At 72.8% G+C, this 19605-nt stretch carries 19 protein-coding genes and 1 tRNA gene; 16 read left to right on the top strand and 4 right to left on the bottom strand.

Annotation, left to right across the window (positions count from 1 at the left end):
- Positions 1 to 210: 210 nt before the first annotated feature.
- Complete coding sequence (locus CS0771_RS07955; RefSeq protein ID WP_212840420.1) at positions 211 to 1206, bottom strand: hypothetical protein; 996 nt, start codon at positions 1204 to 1206, stop codon at positions 211 to 213.
- Between the two features lie 344 nt (positions 1207 to 1550).
- Here CS0771_RS07955 and CS0771_RS07950 point away from each other — a divergent pair, with 344 nt between their 5' ends.
- The 12 genes from CS0771_RS07950 (at position 1551) to CS0771_RS07895 (ending at position 11139) form a co-directional block, all read left to right on the top strand.
- Positions 1551 to 2039 (top strand): LuxR C-terminal-related transcriptional regulator, encoded by a 489-nt coding sequence (locus CS0771_RS07950; protein WP_212840419.1) that lies wholly within the window; start codon positions 1551 to 1553, stop codon positions 2037 to 2039.
- A 20-nt stretch (positions 2040 to 2059) separates the two neighbouring features.
- Positions 2060 to 2131: transfer RNA gene (locus CS0771_RS07945), tRNA-Lys, on the top strand.
- Between the two features lie 179 nt (positions 2132 to 2310).
- Positions 2311 to 2604 carry a hypothetical protein gene (locus tag CS0771_RS07940; protein ID WP_212840418.1) on the top strand — a complete coding sequence of 98 codons (294 nt, stop codon included), beginning with the start codon at positions 2311 to 2313 and terminating at the stop codon, positions 2602 to 2604.
- A complete protein-coding gene (locus tag CS0771_RS07935; RefSeq protein WP_212840417.1) occupies positions 2601 to 3539 on the top strand; it encodes an acyl-ACP desaturase in 939 nt (312 codons plus the stop codon). The genes CS0771_RS07940 and CS0771_RS07935 overlap by 4 nt, the downstream gene beginning before the upstream one ends.
- Entirely contained in the window at positions 3515 to 3991 is a 477-nt protein-coding gene (locus tag CS0771_RS07930; RefSeq protein WP_203750880.1) for a holo-ACP synthase, read from the top strand. Before CS0771_RS07935 ends, CS0771_RS07930 begins: the two co-directional genes overlap by 25 nt.
- A 19-nt stretch (positions 3992 to 4010) precedes the next feature.
- The gene (locus tag CS0771_RS07925) at positions 4011 to 4364 is read left to right on the top strand and encodes a thioesterase family protein (protein ID WP_212840416.1); all 354 of its coding nucleotides are present in this window, start codon (positions 4011 to 4013) and stop codon (positions 4362 to 4364) included.
- Positions 4365 to 4394: 30 nt separating this feature from the next.
- Positions 4395 to 5309, top strand: a complete 915-nt coding sequence (locus tag CS0771_RS07920; protein ID WP_212840415.1) for a serine aminopeptidase domain-containing protein — start codon at positions 4395 to 4397, stop codon at positions 5307 to 5309.
- Positions 5310 to 5318: 9 nt separating this feature from the next.
- A complete protein-coding gene (locus CS0771_RS07915) occupies positions 5319 to 6926 on the top strand; it encodes an AMP-binding protein (protein ID WP_212840414.1) in 1608 nt (535 codons plus the stop codon).
- 89 nt (positions 6927 to 7015) lie between these two features.
- A complete protein-coding gene (locus CS0771_RS07910; protein WP_212840413.1) occupies positions 7016 to 7816 on the top strand; it encodes an alpha/beta fold hydrolase in 801 nt (266 codons plus the stop codon).
- A gap of 240 nt (positions 7817 to 8056) precedes the next feature.
- Positions 8057 to 8338, top strand: a complete 282-nt coding sequence (locus CS0771_RS07905; protein ID WP_203750872.1) for an acyl carrier protein — start codon at positions 8057 to 8059, stop codon at positions 8336 to 8338.
- A gap of 29 nt (positions 8339 to 8367) precedes the next feature.
- Entirely contained in the window at positions 8368 to 9711 is a 1344-nt protein-coding gene (locus CS0771_RS07900; RefSeq protein WP_212840412.1) for an NAD(P)/FAD-dependent oxidoreductase, read from the top strand.
- A gap of 78 nt (positions 9712 to 9789) precedes the next feature.
- Entirely contained in the window at positions 9790 to 11139 is a 1350-nt protein-coding gene (locus CS0771_RS07895) for a cation:proton antiporter (RefSeq protein ID WP_244870669.1), read from the top strand.
- A 73-nt stretch (positions 11140 to 11212) separates the two neighbouring features.
- Here the strand turns inward: CS0771_RS07895 and CS0771_RS07890 are convergent, their stop codons facing one another.
- Positions 11213 to 11773 carry a TetR/AcrR family transcriptional regulator gene (locus CS0771_RS07890; protein ID WP_212840411.1) on the bottom strand — a complete coding sequence of 187 codons (561 nt, stop codon included), beginning with the start codon at positions 11771 to 11773 and terminating at the stop codon, positions 11213 to 11215.
- 110 nt (positions 11774 to 11883) lie between these two features.
- On the opposite strand from CS0771_RS07890, the gene CS0771_RS07885 reads away from it, so the two are divergent.
- From CS0771_RS07885 to CS0771_RS07870, 4 genes are read left to right on the top strand one after another with little or no spacing between them, the layout of a single operon-like run.
- A complete protein-coding gene (locus CS0771_RS07885) occupies positions 11884 to 13311 on the top strand; it encodes an acyl-CoA carboxylase subunit beta (RefSeq protein WP_212840410.1) in 1428 nt (475 codons plus the stop codon).
- A gap of 24 nt (positions 13312 to 13335) precedes the next feature.
- Positions 13336 to 14472 carry an acyl-CoA dehydrogenase family protein gene (locus CS0771_RS07880; RefSeq protein WP_212840409.1) on the top strand — a complete coding sequence of 379 codons (1137 nt, stop codon included), beginning with the start codon at positions 13336 to 13338 and terminating at the stop codon, positions 14470 to 14472.
- Positions 14472 to 15926, top strand: coding sequence for an amino acid adenylation domain-containing protein (locus CS0771_RS07875; RefSeq protein WP_212840408.1), 1455 nt, complete (start codon positions 14472 to 14474; stop codon positions 15924 to 15926). Before CS0771_RS07880 ends, CS0771_RS07875 begins: the two co-directional genes overlap by 1 nt.
- Positions 15926 to 16438, top strand: coding sequence for a flavin reductase family protein (locus CS0771_RS07870; RefSeq protein WP_212840407.1), 513 nt, complete (start codon positions 15926 to 15928; stop codon positions 16436 to 16438). The genes CS0771_RS07875 and CS0771_RS07870 overlap by 1 nt, the downstream gene beginning before the upstream one ends.
- Positions 16439 to 16509: 71 nt before the next feature.
- Here the strand turns inward: CS0771_RS07870 and CS0771_RS07865 are convergent, their stop codons facing one another.
- Positions 16510 to 17046, bottom strand: coding sequence for a TetR family transcriptional regulator (locus tag CS0771_RS07865; protein WP_212840406.1), 537 nt, complete (start codon positions 17044 to 17046; stop codon positions 16510 to 16512).
- Positions 17047 to 17238: 192 nt separating this feature from the next.
- The gene (locus CS0771_RS07860) at positions 17239 to 19590 is read right to left on the bottom strand and encodes a beta-ketoacyl synthase N-terminal-like domain-containing protein (RefSeq protein ID WP_212840405.1); all 2352 of its coding nucleotides are present in this window, start codon (positions 19588 to 19590) and stop codon (positions 17239 to 17241) included.
- Between the last annotated feature and the right edge of the window lie 15 nt (positions 19591 to 19605).

The following is a 19605-nucleotide window of genomic DNA, read 5'->3' as shown; positions in this document are numbered from 1 at the left end:
CGCCGTCCGAGCGGGCCGTCCGGCTGCCCGCCCGGCTGGCGCACGCCTGCCGCGCGGCACGCCGGCGCTACGCCGCCCGCGCGGGGCGGGCCGCGCCCGGTCCGTCAGACCCTCAACCGACCTCGCACCACCACGAAAGGACTGCTCGTGATCGCCGACAGCCGGGCCGCGCACCGCCGCGGCGGCCTGCCCCGGCAGCCGGCCGGCGGGTCAGCGCCGGTGCTCCGGCAGCAGCGCCAGCACCGCGTCGGTGATGCGGGCGACCGCGGCCGGGTCGGCCAGCTGCGCGAGCACCCACGCGTCGGGCCCGGCGGACGCCCCCGGCAGCCGGCCGAGGCTCTCCCGGCCGGACCCGGCGGCGAACACCGTGCGGAGCACCTCGGACACCGCCGCCCGCGGCTCCTCACCCCGGGCCAGGCGCAGCTCCAGCGCGGCGAGCGCCAGGGCGGCCAGGTCACGCAGGGAGTCCTGCCCGCCCTGCCCGGCCTCCTCCGCGGAGCGCGTGTCGGCATCGTCGGCAGCCGGCGCCGGGCGCTTACGGCCCAGTGGCCGCTCGACATAGTCAGCGAACCACCGGGAGCGGCCGCGCATCGCGGCGAGCACCAGCGCCACGTCCTCGGTCACCGCCCGGCGGGCCTTGTCGAGGTCCTCGCCGGTGCGGGCCGCCCGCGCCTGCGCCCAGGCGTCGAACGGCCAGTCCTGCGCACCCGCGGTGGCCTCCACGCCCACCCACTCGAGCATCTCGACGGCCAGCTCCGCGAGGTCCGCCCGCTCGCCGAGGCGCTCGGCCAGCCAGCCGGGCACCCGGGGCCGCTGCAGCGCGCCGCGCTCGCCCCGGCGGCGCCGGTACGCGTCGACGGTGGCGTGGGTCAGCCGCCGCCGCACCCAGCCCTCCAGGTTCTGGATCGGCACCTTCGCGTTGGCGAAGAGGTGGTCGAGGACGGCGTCCATGTCGTCGTGGAAGCGGTGGAGGCACTCGTCGGCCAGGTGGCGCACCCCGCGGGCGCACCCGCGGTGCCCCCGGCGCAGCTCCAGGTTCCGGGTCAGCTGCCCGAAGACCAGGGCCAGCAGCAGGTCGTACGCCTCCACGCGCAGCCGCCGGCGCTCCTGCGCGGAGGCCGCGGCGACGTACGCCGCCAGCAGGCCCCGCCGGGCCAGCTCCCGCAGGCCCGGGATGTCGTCGTGCTTCTCGCTCTCGCCGGCCATGATGTCCCGTTCCCTCTACTCGGCTCCTGCGCCGCACCGCCGGGCCCAATCCGCCGGGCCGTCGCGATCGGAGCGGAACTGGCTCGATCGGCGGTGCCTGAGGGGATCCGGACCCACCGCGTGCCGCGGCGACCTGATGCCGGGAACGGTATATCCGCCCTGCTCAGCAGCGGTATAGCTGCAGCCGGGAACGGCCAGATCCCTTACCTGCGCCCACGGACGGGCGCCTCGCGCGCCCGCTCGCGCAGCGCGGCTAAGGGCTTGCGGCAGCCGCCCTAAGGTTTCGCATCTCCGTCCACCGAGGAGGCCGACCGTCCTACGCCCACGAACCGAGGGGATCCGCGATGTCCGTAACGACGACCTCACCCACCGCACCCATGACGGACGGCGCCGGGCCGCCGCGGCTGACGGCCGACCTGACGCTGAGCTGCCTGCGGGCCGCGGCGGGCGACGACGCGGGCCTGCGTGAGCTGCCCACCGAGCGGCTCGTCGCGCTGCACGCGCTCACCGAGACCTGGGCCAGGGCGCACCGGCTGGTCGCGGCGGCGCTGGACGAGCGCCTGCACGCGGCGGCGGCCGGCCCGCCCGCGCTCACCGAACGGCAGCGGCAGGTCGTGGCGCTGCTGCGCGAGGGCCTGACCATCCAGGCGATGGCCCGCCGGCTGGGGCTGTCACCGCGTACCGTCGGCAAGCACCTGGAGCGGGTGTACCGGCGGCTCGGCACCAGCGACCGCCTCACCACGGTGCTGCGCGCGCAGCAGCAGGGTCTTCTGCTGCCGATGGGCGACGGGCAGCGCGCCTGGGCGGATACCCCGGCGACCGGTGCCCCCTGATCCGGTAGCCTGGCAGGCACGGGCTGCTAGCTCAATGGCAGAGCTGCGGACTTTTAATCCGTAGGTTCAGGGTTCGAGTCCCTGGCGGCCCACCGCACACCCCACGTCAAAGGCCTTTCCGGTCCGCCGGAAGGGCCTTTCGGCTGTCCGGCGGCGCCTCGCCTTCCCCGCCTGACCACCCGTACCCGGTGCGGCACCCCGCGCGGGGCCTGCGTGCTGCGGGACATCGACCCCCTTGGCAGTAAGACTCATCGCTTGTAGAATTCCTCGCATGATGAAGACCGACGTGCAGTCCTACCTCAGGGAGAAGTTCGCCGAACATGCCGGCCTGCCGGAGGACCAGCTGTTCGGCGACGACGTGACGCTGGCGACCGTGATCGCCCGCAGCCCTCGGATGACCAACAGCATCGACCTCATGGAGGCGTTCGCGCGCACCGCCAACGCGCTGCGCAAGGAGTACGGCGCCCGCGTGCGCCTGCCCGCGATGCCGCTCGACACCCCGACCACGACCGTGCTGAGGGTCTTCCAGGAGGAGTTCGACCGCCAGAGGGAGGCCGTGGCATGACCGTCATGGACGTGCAGCCGAGGATCCGCCGGTCGACCGTGCCCGCGGGACCGCCCGCCATCCTCACCGACCTCTGGGCGGCGCTCACCGAGCGCGGCATGTCGCTCGTGGACGTGACCTGGGAGCAGCAGCGGCTGCACGAGTCGCGCCGGTGGAGCGTGGTGGACATGCTCGCCGCGGTGGACCTGGACAGTCTGACCCCGACCGACCGGATGCTGGTCTGGAACGCGGGCCGGGCCGAGCTGACCACCAAGCCGGGTGCGGACCGGCTGGAACGCCAGGCCAACGCCGAGTGCAACCGCTGGCGGGACACCAACCCGGCGCTGGCCTCGGTGATGGAGGCGTGCGGCACCTGGAGCCGGTACTGGAACGAGGAGGAGGCGCACCACGAGACGGTGTTCAACCGCCTCGCCGACCTCTCCGGCATGGAGCCGATCGACGACGAGACGTTCATCAACTTCCGGCAGGTCTTCCCCGACGACGACATGCTGCGCACGCTGGTGCTGCTCGCGATCTCGGAGATCACCGCCGCGGTGAACTACGGCCAGTGCCAGCACGTGGTGGCCGACCCGGGCCTGCGCCGCATCTTCAAGCAGGTGGCCGCGGACGAGATCCAGCACCGCAACTACTTCATCGCGTTCGCCAAGGCCCTGGTCGACAGCGGGGAGTACCACGCCAAGGACGCGTTCGCGGTGGCGCACCTGTTCCTGCGCGAGGACGGCGAGCTGCAGGGCAGCGCCCGCGACAAGCTGGAGGAGCGGGGCACCCACGTCAACTGGTGGGACCAGCTGGAGACCAAGGAGATGGACTTCCGCCCGGAGGCGATCGAGAAGAAGGAGCAGCTGGTCTGCAGCGCGCTCAAGAAGATCACCGGCATCGAGGTGCACACGCGGGAAGAGGTCGAGGACACTTGGCTGGACCTGCTGGGCAGCTGATCGGCCTGGGGCACGACCTCCAGCTGATCAGCGAGCTGGAGGTCGCCTCCGGGCTGCGCGAGCCCGATGTCTTCTTCACCGACCGTGAGCTGCGCCGCTTCGCCGGCGCGGTGGGGCCGCTGCAGAGCCTGGCGGGCGCCTTCGCGGCCAAGGAGGCGCTGTTCAAGGCGCTGCCACCGGCCCGGGAGCCCTGGTTCTGGACGGACGCCGAGGTGGTCCACGATCCGCACGGGGGACCGGAGTTCGACATCCGCGGCTCGCTCGCCCGCCACCTGGCCCGGCACCGGCTGCGGGTGAACGTCTCCATCTCGCACAGCGGCGGTTTCGTCTCCTCCGTGGTCGTGGTGACCGGCCGGACCTCGGTTTACCAGCGCTTCTTCGGCACGATCGATCGGAAGGCCCGCGATGTTCTTCGGCGAATCACGGCTTACGCTCCCCGTCCGGCCCAATGACCTGGACGCCCTGGGCCACGTGAACAACGCGGTGGCGCTGGAGTATCTGGAGGCCGGCCGCTGGGACTGGATGGGCCGTCAGGGCATCGTGCACGGCGACCGGGTGGTCGCGGTGGTGGCCTCGATCAACATCGACTATCTGGCCGAGCTCCCGCGCGGCGAGGTCGAGGTGCGCACCCGGCTGGAGTCGCCGAGCGAGCAGGAGATCGCGGACGACGACCTCACCTTCCGGGCCCGCTTCCGGCAGCGGCTGCACCTGCCGCAGGTGCCCGGACCGGCGGTGGACGCGCTGGTCACGGTCGCGTTCCTGGACACCGCCCAGCGGTGTCTCGTTTCGATGCAGGACTTCCTGGCGACCGCCGCGCCCCGCTGACGGCGCCGCCTACTACCGAGTGGAGTGCAGATGAGCACGTCCGGCCTTGTCACCGGGTCCGAGCGCTGGGTGCCCACGTCCGGCGGTCACGAGCTGCACGTCAGGCAGGTCCCGCCGCAGGGCGGCGCCGCCCCCGGCGTGCTCTTCCTGCCGGGGCTGTTCTCCGACGGCGGGTTCTTCCTCAGCTCGGCGGGGCGCGGTCCCGCCACGGTGTTCGTGGAGCGCGGGTTCACCGCGTACGTCGCGTCGCTGCGCGGGCACGGCCGGAGCCGCTGGCCCCGGCGGCGTGCGTACGACTGGAACTTCGACACCTACGTGCGCCACGACCTCCCCGACCTGATCCGCGGGGTGGCCGCGGCCCACCAGGGGCCGCTGTTCGTGCTGGCGCACAGCATGATCGGGTACGCGCTGCTGGCCGCGCTCGGCGTGGACCCGTCGCTGCAGCGGCACCTCGCCGGGGTGGTGACCATCTCCTCGGCGGTCAACGACTACTCCGAGGGCGGGGCGGGCAAGCGCGTGCAGCTGCGCGGCGCGGCGCTGCTGGCCCGGCTGGCCGGCCGGTTCCCCGCGAAGGCGCTGCGGCAGGGCCGCTGGGACGAGCCCGCGGGGCTGATGCGGCAGTTCGCCGACTGGGCGCCCCGGGGCGAGTTCCGCAGCGCCGACGGCACGACCGACTACTGGCAGGCGCTGTCCCGGGTGACCGTGCCCGCGCTGGTGGCGATCGGCGCCGCCGACACGTTCCACGCCTCGCCGGCGCGCGGCCGCAAGCTCGCGGACCGGCTGGGCGGCCCGGTGGACTTCCGGGTGTACGGCCGCCAGACCGGCCTGAGCTGGGATCCCGGCCACTACGACGTGATCCGGGGGGCACGGGCCGAGGCCGAGGTGCTGCCCGGGGTGGCCGGCTGGATGAAGCGCGCCGGGGCCGTCCCGGCGACCGAGGAGTAGGAGCCCGCCGTGCTCGAACACGTCCAGCGCAACCACGACACCGTGCCCGAGCACGGCCTGCACCTGTACGAGAAGTTCGCCGACCCGCCGGAGACGGTGCTCTACCGCGAGTTCCCGGCGCGCATCGCCGCGTACGCCGAGCACTTCCGCGCGCACGGCATCGGGCCGGGCACCCGGGTGATCGTGCCGTTCGAGACCTCGGCGGCGGTGATCCTGTCGTTCCTGGCCCTGATGGAGGCGGGCGCGCTGCCGCTGTCGGTGAAGCCGCTGCTGCCGCACAGCCCGAAGGCCGGCTACGAGGACTTCCTCGGCCGGGTGGCGGGGGAGTTCGGCGCGGCGGCCGTGCTGCAGACGCCGAGCCTCGCCACGGTGGACCTGCCGCTGGCCCGGCTGCCGCTGCCCGACCCGGAGCTGCGGCTGCCCGGCGCGCGGCTGCGGGTGCCGGCCGACGACGAGCTGGCCTTCGTGCAGTTCTCCTCGGGCTCGACCTCGTTCCCGAAGGGTATCCCGATCACGCAGGGGCGGCTGCGGGCCAACCTGGCGATGATCCTGGGCACCGACGGCCGCCGCCCCGAGGATCGGGTGAGCAGCTGGCTGCCCCTCTACCACGACATGGGCCTGGTCGGCGGCCTGCTGTCCTCCTTCGCGAGCGGCAGCGACCTGCTGCTGGCCGAGCCGTCGACGTTCCTGTTCGACGCGTACGGCTGGTGGGCGCACATGGCGCGCGAGGGCGTCTGCGGCACGGTGGTGCCGAACTTCGCGGTCGACTACTCGCTGCGGCTGATGCGCGACCTGGACCGGGCGGAGCTGGCCGAGCTGGACCTGTCCCGGCTGCACGTCATCTACCTGGGCAGCGAGCCGATCAACATCCGCAACCTGGAGGAGTTCCTGGCGCTGATGGCCCCGGCCGGGCTGCGCGACGACGTCTTCATGCCCTGCTACGGCATGGCCGAGACGGTGCTCGTGGTGACGAGCCGGCCGCGCGGCGGGCGGGTGCGCATCGTGCGCTCGCCCTCGGGGCTGCCCGCGATCTCGGTCGGGCCGCCGATGCCGGGGTTCACGGTGCGGCTGCGCACCGAGGACGGCCGCGTGTGCCGCGACGGCCAGCTCGGCGAGATCGAGCTGGCCGGCGGCACGCTGGCGGACTCCTATCTGGACGACCCGCGGCCGCTGACCGGGACGGACGGCTTCTACGCCACCGGCGACATCGGCTTCGTCGACGGCGGCGAGCTGTTCATCACCGGCCGGATCAGCGACCGCATCAAGGTGAACGGGCAGAGTCTGTTCGCCGCCGACTTCGAGCAGGCCCTGGAGCAGCTGGCGTTCATCCGGCGGGTGGCGGTGGCGCAGGCCGGCGGGCGGATCGTGGTGCTGGCCGAGGCGGACCGCACCGCGCGGGCCGATCCGGGCGGGTGCCGGGCCCGCATCGTGGAGCACCTGGTGCACGCCACCGGCGTCACCGTCCGCCCGGAGGACGTGCACTTCCTGCGCCCGGGGCGGCTGCTGCGCACCAGCAGCGGCAAGCTGCAGCGGCGGGCCATCGTGGCGGCGTACGAGCGCGGCGACTTCACCGAGGCGCGGCCCCGGACGGAGGAGCCGCCCACGCCGGCCGGCTGACCTGAACTACCCATAAGTAGCATCACGGCTACGTATCGTTGCCGGATGTGCGGTTGACTGCGGGCGCAAACAACTAAGACCATCCATTCGTGGTTGGTGATGGCGGCATGGGGCGGTGGCCGGACCTCCCCTCACCGCGGTACCTGGACCTCGGCGGCCACCGGCTGGCCTATCGCGACTTCGGCACCGGACAGCCCGTGCTCGCACTGCACGGGCTGTTCAGCGAGGGCCGTGCGTTCGCCCGGCTGGCCGCGGCCCTGCCCGGCCGCCGGGTCATCGCGCCGGACCAGCGCGGTCACGGGTCGTCGGACCCCGCGCCGCCGTACACCCGTGAGGGTTTCCTGAGCGACCTCGTCGCGCTGCTCGACCACCTGGGCCTGGAACGCCTGCCCGTGGTCGGGCACTCGCTGGGCGGCGCTAACGCGTACCAGCTCGCCGCGCGCCGGCCCGAGCGGGTCAGCGCGCTGGTGGTGGCCGACGTGGGCGCCGTGATCGAGGCCGACCTGTCGTTCGCGCGGGCCTGGCCGGAGCGTGCGCCGAGCCGCGAGCAGTTCCTCGACGCCCTCGGCTTCCTCGGGCCGTACCTGGTGGACGGGGTACGCGAGCACGCCGACGGCTGGGGCTTGGCCTGCCGGGTGGAGGACGCCCTCGCGGCGCAGGACCGGCTCAACGGCGACCACTGGGCGGACTGGCTGGCCGTGTCCTGCCCGACGCTGCTGATCGCGGGCAGCGACAGCTTCGTGCTCGCCGCCGATCACGCCGCCGAGATGGCGGCGAAGGCGCCCCGGGCCACGCTGACCGTGCTGACCGGCGGCCACTTCGTGTACGACGACGACGAGGCCGGCTTCGCCGCCGCCGTCCGCTCCTTCCTGGACGCCACGGGCTTCTAGCTCCGGATTCCCCACCGCATCCCGCCGAGCCGCCTCCGGGCCGGCGGGATGCGGCGTACCCCGCCCGCAGCAGCGTCTCCGCCGTCAGATCTTCCCTGGTCACACCCGCTACGCGCGGTGATCGGGAAGATGCGCCTTGTCGAGACAGTTCATCGCTTGTAGAGTTCCTCACAAGATGACTTTTGCTGTCCGACCGTCCGCTATGGAGCCGCACGTAGCCAGAACCCGAGGAGCACAGAAGTGACCACCATCGACACCGACGAGATCCAGGCCCGCGTCACCTCGTTCATCGTCGACCACCTGCTGGGCAGTGAGTCGGCGGGCGAGCTGGACGCGGACTCCCCGCTGCTGGAGTGGGGCGTCCTCAACTCGATGAACACGGCCCGGCTGCTCACGTTCATCCGCGAAGAGCTGCACGTCTCGGTGCCGCCGACGGCCATCACCGGCCGGCACTTCCGCAGCATCAACACCATCACCAGCCTCGTGCGGTCGCTGCTGCCCACCGAGGTCGCAAGCGCCTGACGCCCACGCCCAACGACAAGGAGGCGATCGTGCAACCAGCGTTCGACATCGCAGTTATCGGCGGCGGCCCCGCCGGTTCGACCGCGGCGTCCTACCTCGCGAAGGCCGGCCTCTCGGTGGTCGTCCTCGAGAGCGAGACGTTCCCCCGTGAGCACGTGGGCGAGTCCCTCGTGCCCGCCACCACGCCGGTGCTCCTGGAGATCGGCGCGATGGAGAAGATCGAGGCCGCGAACTTCCCGAAGAAGTACGGCGCGGCCTGGACCTCGGCGGAGTCCCGGCCCATCGACCACATGGGTTTCACCGGCCTGACCCACGACTTCCGCGCCGCAGACATCCTGTTCCACGAGCGTGACCAGCCCGGCGTCGACCGCGACCACACGTACCACGTCGACCGCGGGATCTTCGACAAGATCCTGCTGGACCACTCGGCCAGCCTCGGCGCGGACGTGCGCTACAACGCCCGGGTGCAGAACGTGGACTTCGAGGGCGAGTTCCCCGTGGTCCACGTGCGCATCGACGGCGAGGCGCAGCAGATCCCGGTGCGGATGGTCGTGGACGCCTCCGGGCGGCGCACCCTGCTGGCCAGCCAGATGAAGACCAAGATCTCCGACCCGGTCTTCAACCAGTACGCCATCCACACGTGGTTCGACAACTTCGACCGCAAGGCGCTGGCGCTGAACCCGGAGCAGACCGACTACATCTTCATCCACTTCCTGCCGCTCACCGACACCTGGGTGTGGCAGATCCCCATCACCGAGACCATCACCTCGATCGGCGTGGTGACGCAGAAGAAGCGCTTCGCGGCCTCGAAGACCGAGCGCGAGGAGTTCTTCTGGGACTCGGTGGAGAGCCGGCCGGAGCTGGCCCGCGCGCTGCGCGCGGCCGAGCAGGTGAAGCCGTTCAAGTCCGAGGGCGACTACAGCTACAGCGTCAGCCAGATCTGCGGCGACAACTTCGTGCTGATCGGCGACGCGGCCCGCTTCGTCGACCCGATCTTCTCCAGCGGCGTCAGCGTCGCGATGAACAGCGCCCGCATCGCCTGCGCCGACATCATCGCGGCCGCCGAGGCCGGTGACTTCGCCAAGAAGCGGTTCAGCATCTACGAGACCAAGCTGCGCCGCGGCGTCAGCAACTGGTACGAGTTCATCACCATCTACTACCGCCTGAACATCCTGTTCACCGCCTTCGTCCAGGACCCGCGCTACCGGCTCGACGTGCTGAAGCTGCTGCAGGGCGACGTCTACGAGGACGACGAGCCGGCGGCGCTCGCCGAGATGCGCGAGATCGTGCGCGCGGTCGAGGAGGACGAGACCCACCTGTGGCGGCCGTATCTCGGGGAGCTCAAGGCCCCGACCGCGGCACCCGCGTTCTGACGGATCGCGGCATCGTGCCCGGCCTCGGCCCGGCACGATGCCGCTCTTCCGTGCCGTCCACGGTCAGGAGGATCCAGCGTGACATTCGCATTCGAGCCAGCTCCCCCCATCCCCGCCCATGCGGTGCTGCTCTTCCTGCTCCAGGTGGCGACCCTGCTGCTGGTCGCCGTCGTCCTGGGCCGGTTGGCGGAACGCTTGAAGATGCCCGCGATCGTCGGTGAGCTGTTCACCGGCGTGCTGCTCGGCCCCAGCCTGCTCGGCGTGCTCGCCCCGGGCGTCTCGGCCTGGCTGCTGCCGAACGAGGCCAGTCAGGTCCACCTGCTGGACGCCGTCGGCCTGCTGGGCGTCATGCTGCTGGTGGGCATCACCGGCGCCCACCTCGACCTGGGGCTCATCCGCCGCCGCGGGGTCACCGCCGTGCGGATCAGCCTCTGTGGACTGCTGCTCCCGCTCGGCTTCGGCATCGCGCTCAGCTACGCACTGCCCGCGGCGATCGTGCCCGACGGAGTGTCCCGGACCGTGTTCGCCCTGTTCCTCGGGGTCGCCATGTGCGTCAGCGCGATCCCGGTGATCGCCAAGACGCTCACCGACATGCGGCTGCTGCACCGGGACGTCGGCCAGCTGACCATTGCCGCCGGCACCGTCGACGACGCGGTCGGCTGGCTGCTGCTCTCCGTCGTGTCGGCGATGGCGACCATCGGTCTCAGCGCCTGGCAGGTCACCCGGTCCGTCCTCTTCCTGGTCGGCTTCGTGGTGTTCGCCGCGGTGCTCGGCCGCCCGCTGGTGTCCGGCGCGCTGCGGCTGGCCGGGCGCTCCGACAACCGCGGCACCACCCCCGCGGTGGTCGCCGGGCTCATGGTGCTCGGCGGCGCCGTCACGCACCTGCTCGGCCTGGAGGCCGTCTTCGGCGCCTTCGTGGTCGGCATGATCGTCGGCCGCCCCGGCGTCGTCGACGCGGAACGGCTGGCCCCGCTGCGCACCGTCGTGCTCTCCGTGCTCGCCCCCATCTTCCTGGCGACGGCCGGTCTCCGGATCGACCTGACGGTGCTGGGCGACCCGACCATGTTCCTCATCGCCCTGGCCGTGCTGGCGGTGGCGATCCTCGGCAAGTTCGTCGGGGCCTACCTGGGCGCCTGGATGAGCGGGCTGAACCGGTGGGAGGGGCTGGCCCTCGGCGCCGGCCTCAATGCCCGCGGCGTGGTGGAGGTCGTCGTGGCGATGGTGGGGCTGCGCGTGGGCGTGCTGAACACCACGTCGTACACCATCATCGTGCTGGTCGCGGTGGTGACCTCGCTGATGGCGCCCCCGGTGCTGCGCTACGCGATGCGCCGGGTCAATCAGAGCGCCGAGGAGCACGCGCGCCGGCTGGCCCACGAGGCGTGGTCGACGCCCGTCTACCCGGCGGCGGAACGGGCCGGCGCCCGCTGACGCCCGCGGTCGTCCTCTCAGACCGAAGCTCCCTTCATGCTGCCGGCGACATGAAGGGAGCTTCGGTCTGAGGTCACACGGGTTCGGTGAGGTAGCGGCCCACCGCGTCGCCGAACACCGAGGTCAGCCCGGCCGCGGTCGCCCCGGCCAGCACCGGCTCGCTCACCAGGTAGCGGAACAGCGCCAGCCCGAGCAGCTGGGAGGCGATGAGCTGGGCCCGCAGCCGGGGCTGGTCCGCGCCCAGCCGGGTCACCACCTCGCCCAGGAACTGCTCGATCAGGTCGGTGCGGGCGAGCTGCGCCGCGTTGTGGTCGGTCAGGGCCGCGGCCAGGCGCGCCATCGGCACCAGCCCCGCCTCCGGGTGGTCCCAGACCTGCAGCACGGTGCCCACGAGCCGCCGGCCGGCGAGCTTGGGCGAGCCGTGCACGACCACCCGGACCATGCGCCGGATGTCGAGGTCCAGCTCGGTCGCCTCGTCGATCAGCTCCAGCCGCGAGTGGAAGTAGTGCCGCACCAGGGCCGGATCGACGGCCGCGCGGCGGGCCACCCCGCGGATGGTGGTGGCGTCCAGCCCGTGCTCGGCGATCTGCCGCCGGGTCTCCTCCAGGATCAGATCTCGGGTAGTCATCTCCATGGACGCTCACCTTTCTCAACAGGTGGGGAATTCAACGCTTGACAAGTCCAGTGTAGACCGGATACTCATCTTCAGATGAGTTTTCTTCCACATGTTTCCGGGGGCGGCAGATGACGGTTATCGAGACCTTGCCCGCCGGGCCCGCACCGGGCGCCGGGACGGCGGACCGCGCCAGCGCGCGACTGCTCGGGCTCTTCGACGGCGGCAATCCGGAGCTGCTGCTCCCGGCCCGCGACAGCGAGGTGGCCGTGGCCTACGGCCCCATCGGCGGCGTCCCCGCCGCGGCCTACGCGACCGACCCGGCCCGCCGCGGCGGCGCGATGACGCAGGAGGGCTGCACCCGCATCGCCGAGTGCATCGAGCAGGCCGACCTGCGCGGGCTGCCGGTGGTCGGCCTGTGGCAGTCCGGCGGCGCCTCGCTCACCGAGGGCGTCGGCGCGCTGGACGGGGTGGGCCGGGTGTTCCGGGCCATCGTCGCCGCCTCCGGGCGCACCCCGCAGATCTCGGTGGTGCTCGGCTCGGCGGCGGGCGGCGCGGCGTACGGCTCCGCGCTCACCGACCTCGTGATCATGTCCGAAGAGGCGTCGATGTTCGTCACCGGCCCGCGCGTGGTGCGCGACGCGACCGGGGTCGAGGTCGGCTTCGCGGAGCTGGGCGGCGCGGCGGTGCACTCCCGGCACAGCGGCGTGGCCCACCTGATCCGCCGCGACGAGGCCGAGTGCCTGGACGCCGCCCGCGAGCTGGTGACGCTGCTGGGCGACCAGCGGGCCTTCGGCCGGGCCGGCAACACCCTGGACGGAGAGGACTACCGCGCGCTGCTGCCGGAGTCGCCGCGCCAGGCGTACAACGTGACCAAGCTGGTCGACGCGCTGCTGGACGCGCCCGCGGTGCAGCTGCACCCGCGCTGGGCGCCGCACGTGGTGACCGCGCTGGGCCGCCTCGGCGGGCGCACCGTCGGCGTGGTCGCCAACAACCCGCTGAAGCTCGGCGGCTGCCTGGACGCCGAGGCCGGCGACAAGGCGAGCCGCTTCGTGCGGCTGTGCGACGCGTACGGCGTGCCCCTGGTGGTGCTGGTGGACGTGCCCGGCTACCTGCCCGGGGTGAGCCAGGAGACCAACGGGGTGCTGCGCCGCGGCGCGAAGCTGCTGCACGCGTTCGCCGCGTGCCAGGTGCCCCGGGTCACCCTGGTCACCCGCAAGGCGTTCGGCGGCGCGTTCATCGCGATGAACAGCCGCTCGCTCGGCGCCGACGCGGTCTACGCCTGGCCCGGCGCCGAGGTGGACGTGATGAGCGCCGAGTCGACGGTGCGGGTGGCCAACCGGCGGCGGCTGGAGGCGGTCGACGACGACACCGCACGCGCCGCGCTGGAAGCGGAGCTGGTCGCGGAGTATCGGCAGACCGAGCACGGCCTGGCCGCCGCGGTGCGGGACGGCATCGTCGACGCGGTCATCGACCCGGCGGACACCCGTACCACCCTGATCCGCGCACTGAGCCGCCGCCGCTCGGTGCCGCACCGACTGCCCAACATCCCGTTGTGACCGCGGCGCGCCCGAGGAGGAACCGTGGAGTTCGGCTGGACCCCTGAACAGCAGCGACGGCACGCGGACACGGTCACCGCCGTGCGCGAGGCGTTCGCTGAGGCACCGCGCGGTGACGGCTTCTACACCCGCAAGGACTGGCTCCGCCTGGGCGAGCTTGGCCTGCTCGGCTGCAGCCTGCCCACCGAGTACGGCGGCGGCGGGCTCGGCGCCCTCGACACGGCACGGCAGATCGAGGCGCTCGGCTACGGGTGCCCCGACACGGGCCTGGTCTTCGCGTCCAGCGCCCACCAGTTCGCCTGCGCCGCGCCGATCGCCGAGTTCGCGGGCGAGCAGGCCAAGCGGGAGCTGCTGCCGGGCCTGTGCGACGGCACGCTGATCGCCGGCAACGCGATGACCGAGGCCGACGCCGGATCGGACGTGTCCCGGCTCGCGGTCACCGCCACCGAGACCGACGGCGGGTGGGTGCTGCACGGCGAGAAGACGTTCGTCAGCAACGGCCCGGCCGCCGACGTGTACGTCACGTACGCCACCACCGACCCGCACGCCGGGCACCTGGGCGTGACCGGGTTCGTGGTGGACCGCGGCTCGCCGGGCCTGGTGGCCGGTGAGCCGTTCGACAAGATGGGCTTGAGTTCCTGCCCGGCCGGTCCGGTCCGGTTCGACGGCGTGTTCGTGCCGCACGAGCGGGTCCTCGGGGTGGAGGGCCAGGGCGGGGCGATCTTCCAGCAGTCGATGAGCTGGGAGCGCACCTGCCTGTTCGCCGGCTACCTGGGCCTGCTCGACCGGCTGGTGGAGCGGGCCGTCGCGCACGCCCGCGAGCGGCGGCAGTTCGGCCGCGCGCTGGCCGACTTCCAGGCCGTCTCGCACCGGATCGCCGAGATGAAGCTCCGGGCCGACACGGCCCGGCTGCTGCTGCACCGCGCCTGCTGGGAGATGGACCAGGGCGGGCCGCGGCCGATGTCGGTCGCCATGGCCAAGCTCGCCGTCTCCGAGGGGGTGCTGGCCACCGCGCTGGACGCAGTGCGGGTCTTCGGCGGGCGCGGCTACCAGCGCGCGGACGGCATCGAGGCCGCGCTGCGCGACGCCGTGCCGGCCACGATCTTCTCCGGCACCTCCGACATCCAGCGGCACATCATCGCGAAGGAATTGGGGTTGTGATGCTGTACGAACTGCTCACCCGATCCGCCGCCCGATACCCGGACAGCCTGGCCGTGGCCGGGCCGGACGGCACGCTGACCTACGCCGAGCTGGACAGCGCCGCCGACCGGTACGCGCGCGGCCTGCTCAACGCCGGTGTCGAGGCCGGGCACCGCATTCTCATCTGGAGCGACAAGAGCTGCACCGCCGTGGCCCTGATGCAGGCGGCGCTGCGCATCGGCGCGATCTACGTGCCGGTCGCTCCTGGCAATCCGGCGGCACGGGTCGGCCGGATCGCCGAGGACTGCACGGCGACCCTGGTCGCGGCGGACGCCGAACGCGCCGCTGCCGGTCCCGAGGTGCCCGGCGGCTGCCCGGTGGTCGCGTTCGAGCACCTCGACTCCGCGGCCACCGAGCCGCTGCCGGTGCTCGACGCGGCGCCCGGGGATGTCGCGTACATCCTCTACACGTCCGGCTCCACCGGCACGCCCAAGGGCGTGGCGATCAGCCACCGCAACGCGCTGGCGTTCGTCGACTGGGCCGTCGAGCTGGTCGGGGTGAATCCGGTCGACCGGCTGTCCAACCACGCGCCGTTCAACTTCGACCTGTCGGTGTTCGACCTCTACGCGACGTTGCACGCCGGGGCGTCGGTGCACCTGATCCCGCACGAGATGGCGTACGCCCCGGCGCAGCTCGTCGAGTTCCTGCGCGAGCAGGACATCTCGGTCTGGTACTCGGTGCCCTCGGCGCTGGTGCTGATGATGCACCAGGGCGGGCTGCTGGCCGCCGACCCGCCGCCCGCGCTGCGCGCCGTGGTGTTCGCCGGCGAGCCGTTCCCGATGCCGCAGGTCAAGGAGCTGCGCCAGGCCTGGCCGAAGATCCGGCTGTGGAACTGGTACGGCCCCACCGAGACGAACGTGTGCACCTCGTACGAGGTGACCGACGCGGACCTGCAGCGCGACCGCCCGCTGCCGATCGGCGAGGCGGCCAGCGGCGACGAGGTCTACCTCGACCCGGAGGGCGGCGAGGGCGAGATCGTGGTGGCCGGGCCGACCGTGATGACCGGCTACTGGGGCCGCGAGCCGCAGCTCGGCCCGTACCGCACCGGTGACCTGGGCCGCCGCGCCGAGGACGGCGTGTTCGAGTACGTCGGCCGCTTCGATCACATGGTGAAGGTGCGCGGGCACCGGGTCGAGCTGGGCGAGGTGGAGGCCGTGCTGGCCGCGCACCCCGCCGTGGACGACGTGCTGGTGCTCACCACCGGCGACGGGCTGGCGGCGCGGCTGCACGCCGTGGTGGTGGCCGCGGGCGACACCCGGCCGTCCCTGCTGAGCCTCAAGCGGCACTGCGCCGCCGGGCTGCCCACATACATGATCATCGACACCGTGCACGTGGTCGAGGCGATGCCGCGTACCGCGAACGGCAAGAAGGATCGCACCGCGCTGGCCGCGGCGATCGTCGAGGGGAGGATCTGATGACATCGACAGGACAGCACCCGGCCAGCGTGGACATGGACACGTTCCGCGCGGTCATGGGCTCCCTGCCGAGCGGGGTCTGCGTGGTGACCTCCGTCGACGACGAGGGGCGGCCGCAGGGGCTCACCTGCTCGGCCGTGTGCAGCGTCTCCGGTGACCCGCCGATGCTGCTGGCCTGCGTCAAGGCGCCCAGCCGCACGCTGGACGCGATCCTGGCCCGCAAGCGGTTCGCGGTCAACTTCCTGGACGCGGACGCCCAGGCGGTGTCGGCGCTGTTCGCGAGCCCGGTGGAGGACAAGTTCGGCACCGTCGCCTGGGACGACGCCAGCGGCATGCCGCAGCTGCGTGCGGCCGTGGCCACCGCGCAGCTGATCGTGCACGACACCGTGCAGGCGGGCGACCACGTCATCGTGCTCGGGCGGATGGTCGAGGGCGAGGCCCACCGCAACCGCTTCCCCCTCGGCTACTGGCGGGGCAGCTACGTCCGCGTCTTCCGCATCGCCCGAGCCTGACCTCGGATCCCGGGCGCGCCGCGGTGCTGCGGCGCGCCTGGCTGACCAGGTGCCAGGGCGGGCGAGGCGGGTCAGTCGGCGGGCTTCGGCGGGTTGATGATCGCGGCGAGGGCGGGCGCCATGATGTCGATGACCGAGTCGAGCTTGGCGGTGGCCAGCGGGCGCAGGGCCAGCATGTGCCGGGAGGCGGCGAGGCCGAACATCATCGCGCCCACGATGGCCGCCCGCAGGTCGGCGTCGGGGTCGTCGATGGCCTGGGCCAGCGTGGCGTTGAGCTTGTCGCTGCTGGTCTCGCGCAGCAGGCCGGACGCGGTCGGGTCGGCCAGCGAGGAGCGGTAGATCGCCTTGACCGCGTCCCCCGAGTCGGACTCCCACAGGTCCAGGTAGAGCCGCAGCAGCTCCTCGGGCAGATCGTCGCCGGCCTCGGCGACGACGTCGGCGACGCCGTTGCTCAGCGGCACGATGTCGGAGACGGCGGCGGCGAACACGCCCGCCTTGTCCGTGTAGAAGTGGTGGATGAGCGCCCCGTCGACCCGGGCGCGCGCGGCGATGGCGCGGATCGTGGTGCCGGCGTAGCCGCGTTCGGCGAACAGCTCACGCGCCGCCACGGCGATGTCCTCGCGGGTCCGGCTGTCCCCGGGACGCCGACCGGTACGGGTACGGCGCACCGTCTTGGTGGCAGCCGCTTCTTCTCGGTCAGCTGACTGATTTACCATTTTGATCCCATTCACAGCAGAATTCATCGAGTGCTGATTATTCATCAGCATACCATCCGGAATCTGCTTGACAATGAGGTCCGCTCAATGTGACTGAACGCCCACCGGCACCTCACTCACCGCTGCCGAATGCGGGCTCCAGAGCACCTCGCCACCGAACCGGCGCCGCGGCAGCGCGTGGTGCCGCCCCGGCAGCACCCGCGACCAGTCCAGCGGAACCCCCTGGCAGAACAGGTGCGCCGCGCCCGTCATCAGCTCGCCGACCGTCGTGTTCGGCCGGATGTCCAGCCGGGCGCCGGGCACCTCGGCGCGCGCGGCGCCCCGGGCGGGCACGATCGGCACCGGGCGGCAGCGCGAGCGCTCCGCGATCCGGCGGCCCCGGCCGGTGTAGCGCCGGTTCACCGCCTGCATCACCTCGTCCAGGCCCGCCGCGCCGGTGACCACGAGTTTGGCATAGCGGCCGACGCCGTCGGCGGTCACGTCCTCCGGCGGCAGGCCCCACAGCCGCCACAGCTCGCACAGTGCGATCTGGACGGAGATCTGCGCCGCCACGTGGGTGCTCCGGTCCGCGAAGACCGTGTCGGACAGCAGCCGCACGCCCCGGCCCGCCGAGCGGTCCACGGCCGTCCGGCACTCGTCGAACGCCTGCCGGAAGTCCGGCTCGCTCTGGTAGAGGAAACGCGCCGCGGCCAGCGTGGACAGCGGCTCGCCGACCAGCCGCAGGCCCACCGCCTCGTCCGGCGCGGCGGCCGCGTTGCCGGTGAGCACGTGTGCCGCGGAGCGGCCGTCGGCCAGCGCGTGCAGCGAGTCCAGCGCCGCGGGCAGCGAGGGGGCGAGCACGGCGGCGCGGCGGTTCAGGTGCCAGCGGCGGTGCGCGAGGGTGTGCTGGATGTCGGGCAGCCCTCGCGCCGGAGTCTCCGCGAGCAGGCCGGCCAGGTCGCCGGCCGCCGCCGCGAGCCCCTTGGCGTCGGCGCCGGACAGCAGCAGGAGCAGCGGGCGCCGCCGGTGCGGTCCCGGCTCGGTGACCGCATGCCGGGGGTACGCCGCCGGGCGTACCGGGCTCGGCCGGGTGCCCAGCCGGGGCGCGTGCCAGCGCGGCGGCGCCGCAACCGGGGCTGGCGCCTCGTCCGGCCGCCCCAGCAGGATGTGCGCATTGGTGCCGCTGAGGCCGATCGAGCTGACCCCGACCAGGCCGTGCCGGGGCAGGTCCAGGGGCGCGCCGTCGGGCATCACTCGCAGGCAGGACCCGGCCCAGTCGATGGCCGGGTTCGGCGTCTGGTGGTGCAGCTGCGGCGGCACCTGCCCGCTGCGCAGCACGTGCACCGCCTTGAGCAGCCCGGCCACGCCCGCCGCCGCGTCGGTGTGGCCGAGATTGGCCTTCACCGAGCCGACGTACAGCGGCAGGCCCGCCGGGCGGTGCGGGGTGAAGACACTGCTGAGCGCGGCGGCCTCGACCGGGTCGCCGACCGGGGTGCCCGGCCCGTGCGCCTCGACGTACCGCACGTCGTCCGGGTGCGCCCCGGCATCGTGCAGCGCGTCGGCGAGCAGGCTGACCTGCGCCTCCATGCTGGGCATGGTCGGGGTCATGGCACGCCCGTTGTGGTTCACCGCGCTGCCGCGGATCACCGCGAGCACCCGGTCCCCGTCGGCCTCCGCGTCGGCCAGGCGTTTGAGCACCACCACGCCGACGCCCTCGCCGCGCACCAGGCCGTCGGCCTGCGCGTCGAACGGCTTGCAGTGGCCGGTCGGCGACAGCGCGCCCAGCTTGGTGAGGTAGATGTTGAGGTCCGGCGCGACCAGCACGTTCACCCCGCCGGCCAGGGCCACGTCGGACTCGCCGCTGATCAGGCTGCGGCAGGCCAGGTGCACCGCGACCAGCGACGACGAGCACGCGGTGTTCACCGTCATGGCCGGGCCGCTCAGGTTGAGCAGGTAGGACAGCCGCCCGGCGGCGAAGCTGAACTCGCGGCCGCTGGCGAAGTGCCGGTCGATGGCGTTGGTGCCGCCGCCCTGCGCGTGCAGCAGCAGATAGTCCATCGCCAGCATGCCGAAGAAGACGCCGGTCCGGTGGCGCGAGGCCCCGTCCTCGCCGAGCCCGGCGTGCTCCGCGGCCTCCCAGGCCACCTCCATCAGCAGGCGGTGCTGCGGGTCGATCTCCCGCGCCACCTCCGGCCGGATGCCGAAGAAGGACGCGTCGAACCGGCCCACGTCCGGCAGGAACGCGCCGCGCCCGCAGTACCCGGCGCCCGCGGTGGTCCGGTCGCCGGAGTCGAACGCGGCGCTCCACCGGTCCGGCGGCACCGTGCCGACCGCGTCCACTCCGGCCGCGATCACCCTCTGGAACGAGTCGAAGTCGACGATGCCGCCCCCGTAGCGGCAGCCGATTCCGATGATCGCTATGGACTCCTGCTCATTTCGTCCCCGACTGAGTCGCATCCCTGTTCCCCCAGG

The organism is Catellatospora sp. IY07-71 (assembly GCF_018326265.1).
GTDB lineage: Bacteria > Actinomycetota > Actinomycetes > Mycobacteriales > Micromonosporaceae > Catellatospora.
This window is presented reverse-complemented; position numbering and strand designations above follow the sequence as displayed.

Bases quoted from the DNA above. Each gene is read 5' to 3' on its own strand.
- CS0771_RS07955 (WP_212840420.1), bottom strand. From the start codon at position 1,206: ATGGCCGGCGAGAGCGAGAAGCACGACGACATCCCGGGCCTGCGGGAG.
- CS0771_RS07950 (WP_212840419.1), top strand. From the start codon at position 1,551: ATGTCCGTAACGACGACCTCACCCACCGCACCCATGACGGACGGCGCC.
- CS0771_RS07940 (WP_212840418.1), top strand. From the start codon at position 2,311: ATGATGAAGACCGACGTGCAGTCCTACCTCAGGGAGAAGTTCGCCGAA.
- CS0771_RS07935 (WP_212840417.1), top strand. From the start codon at position 2,601: ATGACCGTCATGGACGTGCAGCCGAGGATCCGCCGGTCGACCGTGCCC.
- CS0771_RS07920 (WP_212840415.1), top strand. From the start codon at position 4,395: ATGAGCACGTCCGGCCTTGTCACCGGGTCCGAGCGCTGGGTGCCCACG.
- CS0771_RS07890 (WP_212840411.1), bottom strand. From the start codon at position 11,773: ATGGAGATGACTACCCGAGATCTGATCCTGGAGGAGACCCGGCGGCAG.
- CS0771_RS07885 (WP_212840410.1), top strand. From the start codon at position 11,884: ATGACGGTTATCGAGACCTTGCCCGCCGGGCCCGCACCGGGCGCCGGG.
- CS0771_RS07875 (WP_212840408.1), top strand. From the start codon at position 14,472: ATGCTGTACGAACTGCTCACCCGATCCGCCGCCCGATACCCGGACAGC.
- CS0771_RS07870 (WP_212840407.1), top strand. From the start codon at position 15,926: ATGACATCGACAGGACAGCACCCGGCCAGCGTGGACATGGACACGTTC.
- CS0771_RS07860 (WP_212840405.1), bottom strand. From the start codon at position 19,590: ATGCGACTCAGTCGGGGACGAAATGAGCAGGAGTCCATAGCGATCATC.